Origin of the sequence: Granulicella mallensis MP5ACTX8 (assembly GCF_000178955.2) — a bacterium.
Lineage (GTDB): Bacteria > Acidobacteriota > Terriglobia > Terriglobales > Acidobacteriaceae > Granulicella > Granulicella mallensis.
On sequence record NC_016631.1, the window covers coordinates 4,635,347 to 4,649,370 of the forward strand.

The window sequence follows — 14,024 nt, forward strand, 5'->3', positions numbered from 1 at the left end:
CCTACGCCAGCTCATACTCAAAATCGTAGAAATGCTTACCGGCCTCTATCGTGATCGCCAGCGTCCCGGTCAATCCACCGAGACCTTCCGTCCCCGACCCCGGCACCACGACAACCTGCAGATGGCTCGACTTCGGGTCATTCTTGTTCATCGTGGCATTGTGCATTAGAACGAAGCTCCCAGCGCGGCCGTCGAGCTTGCCAGTGACACATTCGATCGCGACATAAGCCATCGCTCCCGTGCTCTCCGTGATCCCGGTCAGCATCTCGCCCTTGCTGGTCCCTTCCAGCTCCCCTGAAAACACCTTGTCGATCGTCATCCGTCCGACTCCGCCCTCTTTTCCGATAGCCGACGCCTCGGCAGGAGCGATCTTCACCTCAAACATTCCCTTTGCCTGCTTCATCCTTCTCCTCCGGGTTGCTGTATTGGGCTGCGGCCCTAGAAATACCACAAGCTCACAGTGCCACGCACCCAATAGAAAAGGCCGCCCGCAGGCGGCCTCTTCCAGCACCACAAAATTAGTCGATCGAGATCTTCCGCAGCAACCGGAAATCCGACAGCATCTTGCCTGTTCCCAACACCACGCTGGCAAGCGGATCGTCCGCAATCGAAACGGGCAGTCCAGTCTCTTCGCGAATACGGCGGTCGAGGTTCTTAATCAGTGCACCACCACCCGTCAGCACGATGCCACGGTCGGAGATGTCCGCCGACAGCTCAGGCGGAGTCCGCTCCAGCGCCACACGAATCGCATTCATGATCGTCGCAATGCACTCGCCGAGCGCCTCGCGAATCTCCGAATCCTCAATGGTGATGGTCTTCGGCACGCCCTCGATGAGGTTGCGGCCCTTGATCTCCATCGTCAGCGGCTTGTCCAGCGGGAACGCCGAACCGAGTTCGATCTTGATCTGCTCCGCCGTGCGCTCGCCTACCAGCAGGTTGTACTTGCGCTTCAGGTAGGTCATCACGGCTTCGTCCATCTGGTTGCCGGCCATGCGAACCGAGCGCGAGTAGACGATGCCCGCAAGCGAGATCACCGCAATGTCCGTCGTTCCGCCACCGATGTCGACGACCATGTTGCCGCCGGGCTCAGTGATCGGCAGACCCGCGCCAATCGCGGCCACCATCGCCTGCTCTACGAGATGCACTTCGCTGGCCTTGGCGCGATAGGCGGAGTCCATAACCGCGCGTTTTTCCACCTGCGTAATCTCGCTCGGCACGCCGATGACGATGCGCGGATGCACCATCATCTTGCGGTTGTGCGCCTTCTGGATGAAGTAGTTCAACATCTTCTCGGTCTGCTTGAAGTCGGCGATCACGCCATCCTTCATCGGCTTGATCGCGATGATGTTGCCGGGAGTTCGGCCCAGCATCTCCTTGGCTTCCTTACCCACAGCCTCCACCTCGCCCGTCACGCGGTTGACGGCGATTATCGAAGGCTCGTTCACAATGATGCCCTTACCGTGCGCGAAGACGAGGGTGTTCGCCGTCCCAAGATCGATCGCCAGATCGCTGGAGAAGAGCGAGAAGATAGAGCGCATGTTGCTCACGCGCGATGTACGCGACTGAAAGTTCTTCGATGACATTTTGTTGGGCGGATCCTGTTCCAATAAGCTCTTAGACTCACTCTAGTGTAATCCTTCGCAGCCAAGCCCATCCGGTTGACCAGCCAGCATCCGACTGCACAACAGCGCAGGCCGGAAAATCACCCCCTTCAAGGACCCAAAGAGCTCTCCGACCGGCATTTCCCTCTGGAAGATAACCACAGTCCTGTCACATTCACTGCGAGCCGAGCACTCTACTTCGTCCCTACTCTCGGTACAATCGACCTAAAGGACGGAAACTGACCGCGATGATAATTGGCGTTCCCAAAGAAGTAAAAGACCATGAGAGCCGTGTAGGCATCACCCCAGCAGGCGTAAGAGCTCTCGTCGATGCTGGCCACAAGGTGCTCGTCGAGCACAATGCCGGGCACCTCTCCTCGTTTCCCGACGACGAATACCAGGCCGTCGGCGCCGAGATCGTCGGCGAAGCCTCCGCCGTCTGGGGCCTGGCCGACATGGTCGTTAAGGTCAAAGAGCCGGTCGCCAAGGAGTATGGCTACTTCCGCGAAGGCCTCGTGCTCTTCACCTATCTGCATCTCGCTCCCCTCAAGGAGCTCACCGATACCCTGCTCGCCAAGAAGGTCACCGGCATCGCCTATGAGACCGTCCGCGACCGTGCCGGCTCACTTCCGCTTCTGACCCCCATGTCCGAGGTCGCAGGCCGCCTCTCTGTACAGGTCGGTGCAGCCTATCTTGAGAAAGAGCACGGCGGACGCGGTGTCCTGCTGGGCGGCGTCCCCGGCGTTCCTCCGGGCAACGTCTGCATCATCGGCGGCGGCATCGTCGGCACCAACGCGGCAAAGATCGCCCTCGGCATGGGAGCGAAGGTCACTCTCGTCGACCTGAACCTCAACCGCCTCCGCGAGCTGGACGACATCTTCTCCGGCCGCGTCTACACCCTGGCCTCGAACGCCTATAACGTCGAACGCGCGGTCTGCGAAGCTGACCTCGTCATCGGCGGCGTCCTGATCCCCGGTGCGGCCGCACCGAAGCTCGTCACCAAGACCATGGTCTCCAGGATGAAGAAGGGCGCGGTCATCGTCGACGTCGCCATCGACCAGGGCGGCTGCATCGAGACGGCGCGGCCCACCACGCACTCCGATCCCAGCTATGAGGTCGACGGTGTCGTCCACTACTGCGTCACCAATATGCCTGCGGCCGTGCCGAACACCAGCACACTCGCCCTGACCAACGCGACCTTCCCTTACGTCATGAAGCTCGCAAAACTTGGCGCGAAGGCAGCTATCCTCGAAGATGCAGGCATCGCGGAAGGCGTCAACACCTACGAGGGGCACCTGACCTACAAGGCCGTTGCCGAAGGCCAGGAACGCGCGTTCACCCCTATCTCCCAGCTCCTCTCGAAGTAGCGAAACGAGTACACTTTCACGCATGGGAACAGCAGCAGGCCGACGCAAGGCGCTCGTCATCGGGCTAGGCGTCTGCCTGCTGTTGCTGTTTCTGGTGCTCGCTACCCTCAACGCGTTCAATCTCAATTTTCTGAACCCGGGCTCGCCCCTTCAGACGCTGATCTTCATCGCGCTCTCGACCCTCGCCTTTCTGCTCTTCATGGGCGTTCTGGTGCTGTTGGTCCGCAATGTACTGAAGATCTATGCCGACCAGCGCAGCCGCGTACTCGGCACCCGCCTGCGCACGCGCATGCTGTGGGGAGCGGTCCTCGTCTCTCTGGCTCCTCTGGTTTTCATGTTCGCCTTCAGCTATCTGCTGATGAACCGCGCCGTCGACCGCTGGTTCTCCCAGCCCGTCACCCAGATGCGCGACGACGCCAACCGCATGGCCGTCGAGCTCTTTCACTATGCCGCGCTGAACTCCCGCTCCGAAGCCGACTCGATCGCGGCCGCGCTCTCCGACTCTTCCATCGGAGCCCAGGAAAAGCCGACCCCCGCTGAACTCGCCAAGGTCGCTCGCGTCCTGCAAAATCACGAGTTGACCCTGCAGGGCGGCTTCGCCATCCTCTACCGCAACGGCCAGGTGGTCACCTCGTTTCAACTGCCGAACTTCAAGGCAGGCCATATCGAGCTCAAATCGCTGCAACCGGCTGAAACCGAGACCGACGAAAACCCCAACCAAAAGCCCGTCGTCTACGTAACCCCGCTCCAGGGAGCGGGGCTGCAGACCATCCTGGCTACAGCACAGCGCAGCGACGATCCGATCTACAGCGTGAACGGCACCGACTACACGCTGGCGACCGCAGGGCTCAAGCTCGGTGGCATCGTGCTCGTGGCGCTGCCCATTCCTCCCGGCATCTCCACCACCACCGTACGTCTGCACTCTGCTGCCGACGCCTACTGGGTCCTCTTCCGCGAGCGCCGCCAGGTGCGCAACCTCTACATGGGTTACCTGTTACTCATGACCGGGCTCGCGCTCTTCGTGTGCTGCTGGCTGGCGCTCTACCTCAGCAAACAGGTCACCCGGCCGGTAGAGTCGCTCGCCGACGCGATGGAGGCCATCGCCGCCGGCGACTACGCGCACCGCGTCAGCGCCTCGGCCACCGAAGAACTCGGTGAGCTTGTCGACAGCTTCAACGCGATGGCCTCCGATCTCGAATCCGCACGGTCCGTCGCGGACCAATCCACGGCCCAGCTCTCCGAACTGAACGCCGCGCTGCAGGCCCGGCGAACGGAGCTCGAGACCATCATCGAGACGATCCCCAACGGCGTCGTCACCCTCTCCGCCGACCGCCACATCGTCCTCGCCAATCGCGCCTTCTCAGAGATGCTTGACCCTGGCGGACAGAAGCACTTCATCGGTGCGGCGCTGGGTGAGGTCTTCCCCCCCGAGATCGTGGAGTCGCTCGACCGCCTGCTGCGCCGGGCGCACCGCATGGGCGACGCCTCCGCCGAGATCCAGATGACCTCGGCCTCGCGCATCCTGCACCTCTCCACCACCGTCGCGCTGCTCGAGAGCCGCTCCACCGCCGAACGCGAGCACCTGGGTTATGTACTCGTGCTGGAAGACATCACCCAGCTCCTGCACGCCCAGAAGCAAAGCGCCTGGAAAGAGGTAGCGCGGCGAGTCGCACACGAGATCAAGAATCCCCTCACTCCCATCTCTCTCAACGCCGAGCTGATCCATCGCCACATCGTGCGGCTGGTTCCAGAGCTCACGGAGCACGGAGTCGAGTCGCGCTCTCCGGCCATCATCCAGCGCTCCTCCGAGGTCATCACCTCCTCTGTCGAGACGATGCGCTCGCTGGTCGATCAGTTCTCCGCCCTCGCCGAGTTCCCCAGCTCGCGCCCGCACCCCGCCGATCTGAACATGATCGTCGAGAACTCCCTGGCACTCTTCGCCGGCCGTCTCGGCAACATCCGGGTGACGCGGGAACTATCGCCGCGCCTGCCCCTGGTGCTGGCCGATCCCGAAGCCCTCAAGCGCGCTCTCTCCAACCTGATCGACAATGCCGCCGAAGCCATGCAGGAGAGCCTCCTGCGCGAGCTGCACATCACCACCCGCCTGCTCGACTCCGGCCTGGTCGAGCTCGTCATCGCGGACACCGGCCCGGGCCTCACCGACGAGATGCGGGAGCGCCTCTTCCTCCCCTACTTCTCGACCAAGCAGCGTGGCACCGGGCTGGGCCTCTCTATCGCCGCCAAGATCGTGCAGGAGCATCAGGGTACGATTCGTGCAGAGAAGAACGTACCGGCAGGAGCTCGCTTCATCATCGAACTGCGCCCCCCGGCCTTCCGGGATAATGATTCAGGCGAGACGCCCATGCAGGGGCCAGCCGAAGCCCCCACCGAGGCTATAGAGCGTACCTACAAAGGAGCTACCGTTTGAATCACGTCCTCATCGTCGACGACGAAGCCGATATCCGCGATTCGCTCGAAGCCATCCTCCGGGAGGAGGACTACGCCATCACAACGGCAGGCACCGCCAGGGAGGCGCTCGAACTGGTGCGCGACGCCGACTACCAGGCCGTGCTCCTCGACATCTGGCTGCCCGACAGCGACGGACTCGACGTGCTCGCCCAGATTCGCGGCGAGTCCGGCTCCGACCAGCGCGCCAGCGCGCCCGAGGTCATCATGATCTCCGGCCACGGCACCATCGAGGCCGCCGTGCGCGCCACCAAGCTAGGGGCCTACGACTTCCTTGAAAAGCCGCTCTCGCTGGATCGCACGCTGCTGGTGCTGCGCAACGCGATCAAGGCGCATCAACTCCGCGAAGACAACCAGGAGTTTGCCCGGCAGCTTGCAGCCAAGGGCTCGGTCACCGGGCAATCCGTGCCGCTGAAGGCTCTGCGCCAGCAGATCAAGCTCATGGCTCCAACCAACGGCCGCGTGCTCATCTTCGGCGAATCGGGCACAGGCAAGGAACTCATTGCCCGCGCCATGCACGCGGAGTCCCTGCGCCACGACCGCGTCTTCGTCGAACTCAACTGCGCAGCCATTCCCGAAGACTTCATCGAGACGGAGCTCTTCGGCTATCGCCACGGAGCAGGCCCCGGCGGCCCCAATCAGCCCACCGAAAAACGGGGCACCTTCGAGCGTGCGGACGGCGGAACACTCTTTCTCGACGAAGTCGGCGACATGAGCCTGAAGACCCAGGCCAAGGTGCTGCGCGCCCTCGACGAACAACGCTTCTACCCCGTCGGTGCCTCGACGCCGGTACACGTGGACGCCCGCGTCATCGCCGCCACCAACAAGGACCTCGAAGAGGAGATCGCCCGCGGCAACTTCCGCGAAGACCTCTTCTATCGCCTCAACGTCATTCCGTTCTTCGTTCCACCGCTGCGTGACCGCAAGGAAGACATTCCCTTGCTGGCACGCGAGTTCCTGCAGGAGTTCGGCCAACAGTACGGCAGGCCGCGCGTCGAGATCTCCGACAGCGCGCTGACGCAACTGAAGCAATATCACTGGCCCGGCAACGTGCGCGAGCTACGCAACGTCATCGAGCGCGTACTGATCCTGAATCCCAAGGCCCAGCGCATCGAAACCAAGCACCTCCCCATGCTGGTGCAGCGGACCGACGGAAGACCGGCCAGCAGCAATCGCGAGGAGTTCACAACCCTGCTGCAGGCTCGCGAGGCTTACGAGCGCGACTACATTCTGAAGGAGCTCGACCGCTCACACGGCAATGTCACCCGCGCCGCCGAATCCCTGGGCCTCGAACGCTCCCACCTCTACCGCAAGATGAAGACTTTAGGCATCTCGATGGGAGAATAAGCGCCTTTGCTTTTGTCGTTGTTTGTTTTTCGTCGTCATCCTGAGCGGTACGCGAAGGACCCCCGCATTTTGCACGGTGCTGATGGAACATGCAGGGGCTGTTCTTGGCGACGTTTTCTTCGTGGTCCCGATGCAGCTTGGGTGATTCCGAATGCGGGGGTCCTTCGCCTACGGCTCAGGATGACGACGAAAAAACAAGTTCCCGCATCTACCTAAAGAAGAGATCTACCTAAGAAGAGAGTACCCATGCGCATCCTCATTCCCGGCGGCTCCGGACAAGTCGGCACCCTCCTCGCTCGCCACCTGCACACCTCAGGCCACGACGTCACCGTCCTCTCCCGCCATCCCCAGCCCAGCCCCTGGCCAACGCTTCCGTGGGACGGCCTCACCCGCGGCCCCTGGGTCGCGGAGGTCGACCGCAGCGATGCGGTCATCCATCTCTCCGGACGCTCCGTCAACTGCCGCTACACCCCTGAGAACCGCAGACAGATCTTCGACTCGCGCGTGAAGCCCACCTTGCTGCTCGGCGAAGTCATCGCCGCCTCGCCCACTCCGCCGAAGCTCTGGATGAACGCCAGCACCAGCACCTTCTATCGCAACGCCGTTGACGAGCCTCAGGACGAGTACACCGGCGAACTCGGCGATCTGCCCAGCCAGCGCGGCACACACGAACCCGCCGACCTGCCCGAGACATGGTCGTTCTCCGTCGATGTCGCGCACCAGTGGGAGCAGGCCCTGGCCGCCGTTCCCACCCCTCGCACCCGCAAGATCCGCCTGCGCTCCTCGATGGTGATGAGCTCCGACGCAGGCGGCGTCTTCTCCGTCTTCTCGAAGCTGGCGCGCCTCGGCCTCGGCGGAACCCAGGGTTCGGGCAGGCAATTTGTTTCGTGGATGCACGACATCGACTACTGCCGCGCTACCGACCTGCTGCTGGAACATCCCGAGATCACCGACGAAACCGAAGGAGTGGTCAACATGACCGCACCGGAGCCCCTGCCGAACCGCGAGTTCCTGCGCATCCTCCGCCAGGCCTGGGGACAGTCCCTCGGCCTCCCCGCAACAAAATGGATGCTCGAGATCGGCGCGATGGCGATGCGTACGGAGACAGAGCTTATCCTCAAGAGCCGTCGAGTCGCTCCCGCAGTCCTGCTCAAGCATGGCTTCGAGTTCAGCTTCCCCACCTGGCCGGAGGCTGCAACTAACCTCGTCACTCGCTTGAAGAGGGCTGTCTGAGCTCTTATCTCACTACAGATTCGTCATCCTGAGCGAAGCGTCCCGGCCTTTTGGGACGCGCAGTCGAAGGACCCCGAAGGTCGCAATCCTGCCCACGCCCTTAGTCCCTCTTCCACGTCAAACGCTCGAGCCCAGACTCCCGTGCGGGAAAAGGTCCCAACACCATAGGCGAGATCAAATCCTTGGGGTCCTTCGACTCCGCACCTCGCAAAAGCGCGAGGTGCTACGCTCAGGATGACGCTTCTGTAGAAGATTCAAACAAGAGCACAGCGGGACGCCTACCGCACCCGCCGATACCGCACAGTCCCCGGTTCATCGCCTTCACCCACATAGACCATGCCGCAACGCTCCATCACCTTGATCGACTCCACCTTGCCGCAATACGCCTGCGCGGTCACAGCCCGTATGCCGTCCTGCTGCAACAGCCACTCCACCAGCGCCGACGCAGCCTCGCTGCCGAACCCCCTGCGCTGAAACGAAGGCAGTGTCGAGTAGCCGATTTCGACCACCCCATCGGCCTTCGGAAATCCCCCTACACAGCCGATCAATCTTCGCCTGCCGTTCTCCATCGGCAGAAGCGTATAGCGCCGCCAGCCCAGAGACGAGGGCGACGCCGCAGAGTGCGAAAAGATCGTCGCCAGCACATAAGTCTCCCACTCGACCGGCGGCCACTCCGCAGTCACCTCAGCGCGAATCAGCCCTTCCAGGCTGCCGTCTCGCGCCGCATCCGCTTCAAGCATGGCGGGCGTCATCGCAACCAGCCGCAGCCGCGCCGTCTTCAACTCCGGGACCCCTAGCAGGCTCCGCAGGAGACCAATCATCCCTCGTCCTCTGAATCCGAAGCCCCGAACTCCGAACCATCGAACTCCGAGATCCCGTTGCGGCTATCCGCCAGCTTATTGTTGCGATGCTGCTTCTCCGCGATCTGCTCCAACTGCCGCCGCCAGTCCAGGTCTTCGATGAAGCCGCGCGAAGCGCGCCACTCCTCCTGCACCTTCACAAACAACTCCAGAAAGACCCGCGTTCCCAGCATCGATTCGATATCTTTGCGTGCGGTAGAACCGATCTTCTTCAGCATCGAGCCCTGGTTGCCGATGATGATCGCCTTCTGACCGTTGCGCTCCACGAAGATGGCCGCGGCAATCTTCGTCACCGGCAGCTTGCCGTCCTTGGTCTTCTTCAGCGACGCCGGCTCCTCGAAGCGCTCGATCACCACCGCCGCCGCATACGGAACCTCTTCGCCCGTGAGCAGCAGGATCTTCTCGCGAATCAGCTCCGCAACCAGGAAGCGCTCCGGCTGGTCGGTAAGCTGGTCCTTTGGGAAGTAACGCTGTCCCTCCGGCAGAAGCCTCGCCGACTTATCCAGCAGCAGCTCCAATCCATCGTTCTTCTTCGCCGAGATCGGGATCACGTCCGCGAACTCATGCAGCGAGGTCCAGTGCGCGATCAGGGGTAGCAGCGCGCTCTTGGGCAGCGCGTCGATCTTGTTCAGCACCAGGATGACGGGGCAGTCGAGTTTCTTCACCAGTTGCAGCGCAAAGTCGTCTTCGGCCTTGGACAGGGCACGGCGATGCTGGCCCAGGGTACGGATCTTGCGGGCCTCGGCAAACTCTTCGCTCGTCAGCAGCTTTTTGGGTTCAGGCAGACGGTGCGTCACATCGACGATAAACCACACGACATCGCGAGACTCCAGCGCGTCGTGGACCTCCTGCATCATGCGCTTGTCGAGCTGAGTCTCGGGCTTGTGAACTCCGGGGGTATCGACCAGCACGATCTGCGACGCGGGACGTCCTCCGTCGGTCTTGGTCTTCTTGCGTACCGGCAGCTCCAGCACGCCCTGGATGCGCGTGCGTGTGGTCTGCGGCTTGTGGGTGACGATCGCGAGCTTTTGCCCGAGCAGAGCGTTCAACAGCGTCGACTTGCCCGCATTGGGGCGCCCGATGATCGAGATGAATCCGGAGCGAAGTGCCATGTCTTTATGATGACACCGATAGTGTGCAATGTCCGATGGACTCTACGGTCTTTGCTGTTGCTTCTGTTTGTCTACTCCGGCTCACTAGCCGTCTGCGACCCTGCCAGACAAACCCGCACCCGCTCCACCAGCCGGTCTGTCGAGGCAATCACCTCCAGCCGCAGTGGCCCATCCTCGACCACCTCGCCAGGCAGCGGAATATGTCCGGCAATCTCGCTCACCAGCCCACCCACCGTCGTCGCCTCGTAGCCCGTCAACAGCTGCGGCAGAAAATCCTCCGCCGCTGGCTCGTCCTCCGTGGCTCCATCCTCCGAGCTAGCCCGCGCTTGCAGGCTCTCCCCAAAGAGCTCACGCAGCCGGCTCACCTCGAAGCTGCCGGAGACCAGAAACGCACCATCCGACTCCTCTACCGGCTCGTCCTCCGCCGGGGCATCGTGCTCATCCTCGATATTGCCGACGATGGCCTCCAGCAGGTCTTCGATCGTCACCAGCCCGGCAACGCCGCCGTACTCATCGATCACGATGCCCATATGCTGCTTCTGCCCCTGCATCTCGCGGAGCAGTTCGTTCACCTTCTTGCTCTCCGGCACAAACTCCGCCGGACGCTGCAATTCAGCCACCTTGCGCTCTTCCGCCTCGCTGTCCTTCACGCCGAGCAGATCACGCGCAAAGGCAATGCCTGTGATCTCGTCGATCGAACCGGCATAGACAGGCACTCGCGAAAACCCGTGCTCGTTGACCTGGGCCGTGAACTCTTCGAGAGACATCGTTCCCGGCACGGCAAACATCTCCGGCCGCGGCGTCATCACCTCGCGCACCACCTTGTCGCCAAACTCCACGACGCTGCGCACCAGCTCCCGGTCCTCTTCATCCAGCACACCCTCTTCTTCACCGGCCTCGAGCAGGGCATCCATCGCCTCGCTGGCATGCTCCTCCACCTCGACCTCCGGCTCGGCCAGACCTGCGATAGAGAGCAGCAGGCCGATCATCAGCGTCACTGGCAATACGAGGTAGAAGAGAGCCTGCACAATCGGGGTAATGGGCGCAACCCACTCCCCTCGCGTGCGGGTAAAGAAGAGTTGCGGCAGCAGGCGGTCGAAGAAGAGCAGCACCAGGACCAGCTCAAAGACCGCGCGGGAGATCTCCACCAGGCTATGTCCACCGGCACTTCCATGCAGGCGCATCGCCAGCAGAAAGGCCAGGGCACCCAACGCAATCTGGCGCAGCACGGAGGCCGACATCGCCGCCGACTCCCGCCCCAGCAGGAGCTTGGGCTCTACGTTGTTCTCCCAGGCGTCGATGTTCTCGGCGTACTCACGCGAGAGGAACTTGCCCATCTCAAAATAAATACGGTCGATATAAGCCGAGAGCGCCAGCAGGCAGAGCAGTCCGAAGATCGAAGTCCCGAAGATCCAGTTCATGCGGACACCTTCTTCGCAGACGCCTTCTTGCCTTTGCTCTTGCCTTTGCTTTTCTTGTTGTCATTCCCGGAGGGAATCTGCTTCTCCCCCCGGCCCCACAACCCAGGTCCAGCCTCCACCCGCGCAATCAAACCATTTCGCAGCCGCAACTGCGTCCGCAGCACCGCCTCGCGCGCCGCCATCTCACCCTCATCGACCTCATGGTCCATGCCATACAGATGCAGCAACCCATGCAGAAGCAGCACACGCACCTCGTCCCGCAGTGTGTGCCCCTGCTCCTGGGCCTGCTTCAGCGCGGTATCCAATGAGATCGCCAGATCCCCGGCAAGCTGTCCTTCCAGCTCTGGAGGCGCAGGAAAGCTCAGCACATCGGTCGCCTTGTCCTTGCCACGAAACTCGCGGTTGAGGCGGCGCAGCGTACGGTCGTCCGACAGCAGGACCTCGACTTCGCCACGCAGACCGACCGCAGCCTGGGCTGTCCGTACAAATCGTCCCAGACCGGCCCGGGAAAGCCCCAGCTCACCCCAGGGGTCTGCACTGGCTTCCAGTCTTCGTGGAGGTTCTAGTGTGATCATGCGTGGTCTGATGCTATCGCAAGCAAGGGATTAGGGCACAGGGATCAGGGATTAGAAAGCCTACTAATCCCTAATCCCTGTGCCCTAATCCCTGCTAAATCCCCTGCTACTGCGGCTTCAACGCCACCTTCCGCGTCTCTTCAACCGGCAACGCCAGCGGCGTACCGTCGATCGCTAACGGCAACTGCTCGGCCCGTCCATAGCTGTCGTACGCCCGGACGATCCGCTGCACCAACTGGTGACGCACGACATCGACATCCTCGAAGTGGCAGAACTTGATGCCCTCCACCCCATCGAGCACATGCAACGCCTCGAACAGACCGCTCTTCTTTGGGTTCGGCAGATCGATCTGTGTAAGATCGCCGGTGATGACCGCCTTCGACGAATTGCCCAGGCGGGTCAGGAACATCTTCATCTGCTCATTGGTCGTGTTCTGCGCCTCGTCCATGATGATGAAGGCTTCGTTCAGCGTCCGTCCGCGCATGAACGCCAGCGGAGCCACCTCGATCACATTGGTCTCGAGCATCTTATCGACCTTCGCCGGGTCGAGCAGATCGTAGAGCGCGTCATAGAGCGGCCGCAGATACGGATCGACCTTCTCCTGCAAAGAACCGGGTAGAAAGCCCAGCCGCTCGCCGGCCTCGACCGCCGGACGCACCAGCACGATACGCGAGACCTTCTTCGCCAGCAGCGCGCTAACAGCCATGGCGACAGCAAGATAGGTCTTGCCCGTGCCCGCCGGGCCCAGGCCGAAGACCATGTCGTTGGTCTCGATGGCTTCGACATACTTGCGCTGGTTCGGCGAACGCGGCTGCACCATGCGTTTGACGCCCGCAGAGCGCTGCTTGCCGCTTTCGACCAGCCCACGCAGGTTCACGGTGGGGTCAGAGACCACCATCTTCAATAATGCGTTCAGTTCCCCGTTATGGGGATGTACTCCTAGTTTTCGCAAGTGCTCAAAATCGGTGAAGATGCCTTCGACGCGCGCGACGGCCGCGGCATCTCCCAGCACCTGAATCGAATCCGATCGTAGATCGATCTGGACGTTCAGCCCATCTTCCATCAGACGAAGGTTCTCGTCGCGCGTGCCATACAACGGCTCGATTCCGGGAGTGAGATGCAGCGATTTTTTTACCAAGCGAGGATCTGACCTCCGTCAGGAAGTACCTTGAGATAGGTTATGAGGGGGATGTTACGGACCGGTTGTCGAACAGCCAGTTTGGCCGAACTCTCGTGGGCATGTTCCGCCGCGAGCTGTGCTTCTACCGGATTGGCTAGGGTTGCCAATAGAGTAACGATGTTGGCGAAAGCGTAACCCCGCTGCCTTGCCCGAGTCAAGGTAGACTGTGCAAAAGCGAACCTGGCTGGCTTCCTCAATCTCCCCAGGAAAGGTCGCAGACAGGCTTCCTTCGCGGTCTTTGCAGCAATCTGCTTCGGGTACTCGAAGTATCATTGACCTAGCCCGGGAAAACCCATAAAATCAGAAGTTGCAGAGGGACGCGGCAGGACTGTGTGCCCACCAGCCTCCGGCCTGCATCCCATTTCCCGCACAGCTCGGGTCACAGAAAAGAGTTTTTAGTATGGCAAATCATGTCTCATCTCTGAAGCGCGCTCGTCAGACCCTCACCAAGACGGCCATCAACCGCGCCAACAAGTCCAAGCTCCGCGGCACCCTTCGCGCCATGCGCGAAGCGATCGCCGGCGGCGACCACAAATCGGCCACCGAAGCTTACCGCTCGACCGCGTCGATCCTCGACAAGAGCGTCCAGAAGGGCATCCTGCACAAGAACACCGCCAGCCGCTACAAGGGCCGCCTCAACGCCCGCGTCAAGGCGCTCGTCGTCAAGACTGCTTAATTCTATTCAAGCTTGAAGAACAGGCCAGCCTAGCGCTGGCCTGTTCTGTTTGGCTTTTGCCTTTCTTGCTTGTCATTCCCGCAGGGAATCTGCTTTGGCTTTGGCTTTGGCTTTGGCTTCTGCCTTTGCTGTTGCTTGTTTTTCGTCGTCATCCTGAGCCGTAGGCGAAGGACCCCCGCATTTGTG

Annotated in this window: 12 protein-coding genes; 5 read left to right on the forward strand and 7 right to left on the reverse strand. The window is 61.7% G+C overall.

Annotated features, from left to right (window positions below):
- Position 1: 1 nt before the first annotated feature.
- Together ACIX8_RS18105 and ACIX8_RS18110 are read right to left on the reverse strand one after the other, a co-directional pair.
- Positions 2-403 carry a DUF3224 domain-containing protein gene (locus tag ACIX8_RS18105; RefSeq protein ID WP_014266825.1) on the reverse strand — a complete coding sequence of 134 codons (402 nt, stop codon included), beginning with the start codon at positions 401-403 and terminating at the stop codon, positions 2-4.
- 115 nt (positions 404-518) lie between these two features.
- On the reverse strand, positions 519-1,583 hold the full coding sequence (locus ACIX8_RS18110) for a rod shape-determining protein (RefSeq protein ID WP_014266826.1): 1,065 nt from the start codon (positions 1,581-1,583) through the stop codon (positions 519-521).
- 266 nt (positions 1,584-1,849) lie between these two features.
- Between ACIX8_RS18110 and ald the strand changes: the two genes are divergently transcribed.
- From ald to ACIX8_RS18130, 4 genes are all read left to right on the forward strand, one after another.
- Complete coding sequence (ald, locus tag ACIX8_RS18115) at positions 1,850-2,968, forward strand: alanine dehydrogenase (RefSeq protein ID WP_014266827.1); 1,119 nt, start codon at positions 1,850-1,852, stop codon at positions 2,966-2,968.
- Positions 2,969-2,990: 22 nt separating this feature from the next.
- Positions 2,991-5,396: a sensor histidine kinase gene (locus tag ACIX8_RS18120; protein ID WP_014266828.1), complete on the forward strand. Its 2,406-nt coding sequence runs from the start codon at positions 2,991-2,993 to the stop codon at positions 5,394-5,396.
- A complete protein-coding gene (locus tag ACIX8_RS18125) occupies positions 5,393-6,781 on the forward strand; it encodes a sigma-54-dependent transcriptional regulator (protein WP_014266829.1) in 1,389 nt (462 codons plus the stop codon). Before ACIX8_RS18120 ends, ACIX8_RS18125 begins: the two co-directional genes overlap by 4 nt.
- Positions 6,782-7,027: 246 nt before the next feature.
- Positions 7,028-8,014, forward strand: a complete 987-nt coding sequence (locus ACIX8_RS18130; protein WP_014266830.1) for an epimerase — start codon at positions 7,028-7,030, stop codon at positions 8,012-8,014.
- Positions 8,015-8,292: 278 nt separating this feature from the next.
- Here the strand turns inward: ACIX8_RS18130 and ACIX8_RS18135 are convergent, their stop codons facing one another.
- The 5 genes from ACIX8_RS18135 to ACIX8_RS18155 form a co-directional block, all read right to left on the reverse strand.
- The gene (locus ACIX8_RS18135; RefSeq protein ID WP_014266831.1) at positions 8,293-8,835 is read right to left on the reverse strand and encodes a GNAT family N-acetyltransferase; all 543 of its coding nucleotides are present in this window, start codon (positions 8,833-8,835) and stop codon (positions 8,293-8,295) included.
- On the reverse strand, positions 8,832-9,986 hold the full coding sequence (gene era, locus ACIX8_RS18140) for a GTPase Era (RefSeq protein WP_014266832.1): 1,155 nt from the start codon (positions 9,984-9,986) through the stop codon (positions 8,832-8,834). The genes ACIX8_RS18135 and era overlap by 4 nt, the downstream gene beginning before the upstream one ends.
- A 71-nt stretch (positions 9,987-10,057) precedes the next feature.
- Positions 10,058-11,407, reverse strand: a complete 1,350-nt coding sequence (locus ACIX8_RS18145) for a hemolysin family protein (RefSeq protein WP_014266833.1) — start codon at positions 11,405-11,407, stop codon at positions 10,058-10,060.
- Entirely contained in the window at positions 11,404-11,982 is a 579-nt protein-coding gene (gene ybeY / locus ACIX8_RS18150; protein ID WP_014266834.1) for an rRNA maturation RNase YbeY, read from the reverse strand. Before ybeY ends, ACIX8_RS18145 begins: the two co-directional genes overlap by 4 nt.
- A 106-nt stretch (positions 11,983-12,088) precedes the next feature.
- Complete coding sequence (locus ACIX8_RS18155; protein ID WP_014266835.1) at positions 12,089-13,120, reverse strand: PhoH family protein; 1,032 nt, start codon at positions 13,118-13,120, stop codon at positions 12,089-12,091.
- Positions 13,121-13,562: 442 nt separating this feature from the next.
- On the opposite strand from ACIX8_RS18155, the gene rpsT reads away from it, so the two are divergent.
- On the forward strand, positions 13,563-13,838 hold the full coding sequence (gene rpsT / locus ACIX8_RS18165; protein WP_014266836.1) for a 30S ribosomal protein S20: 276 nt from the start codon (positions 13,563-13,565) through the stop codon (positions 13,836-13,838).
- Positions 13,839-14,024 lie beyond the last annotated feature (186 nt).

Bases quoted from the DNA above. Each gene is read 5' to 3' on its own strand.
- ACIX8_RS18105 (WP_014266825.1), bottom strand. From the start codon at position 403: ATGAAGCAGGCAAAGGGAATGTTTGAGGTGAAGATCGCTCCTGCCGAG.
- ACIX8_RS18110 (WP_014266826.1), bottom strand. From the start codon at position 1,583: ATGTCATCGAAGAACTTTCAGTCGCGTACATCGCGCGTGAGCAACATG.
- ald (WP_014266827.1), top strand. From the start codon at position 1,850: ATGATAATTGGCGTTCCCAAAGAAGTAAAAGACCATGAGAGCCGTGTA.
- ACIX8_RS18120 (WP_014266828.1), top strand. From the start codon at position 2,991: ATGGGAACAGCAGCAGGCCGACGCAAGGCGCTCGTCATCGGGCTAGGC.
- ACIX8_RS18130 (WP_014266830.1), top strand. From the start codon at position 7,028: ATGCGCATCCTCATTCCCGGCGGCTCCGGACAAGTCGGCACCCTCCTC.
- ACIX8_RS18135 (WP_014266831.1), bottom strand. From the start codon at position 8,835: ATGATTGGTCTCCTGCGGAGCCTGCTAGGGGTCCCGGAGTTGAAGACG.
- era (WP_014266832.1), bottom strand. From the start codon at position 9,986: ATGGCACTTCGCTCCGGATTCATCTCGATCATCGGGCGCCCCAATGCG.
- ACIX8_RS18145 (WP_014266833.1), bottom strand. From the start codon at position 11,407: ATGAACTGGATCTTCGGGACTTCGATCTTCGGACTGCTCTGCCTGCTG.
- ybeY (WP_014266834.1), bottom strand. From the start codon at position 11,982: ATGATCACACTAGAACCTCCACGAAGACTGGAAGCCAGTGCAGACCCC.
- rpsT (WP_014266836.1), top strand. From the start codon at position 13,563: ATGGCAAATCATGTCTCATCTCTGAAGCGCGCTCGTCAGACCCTCACC.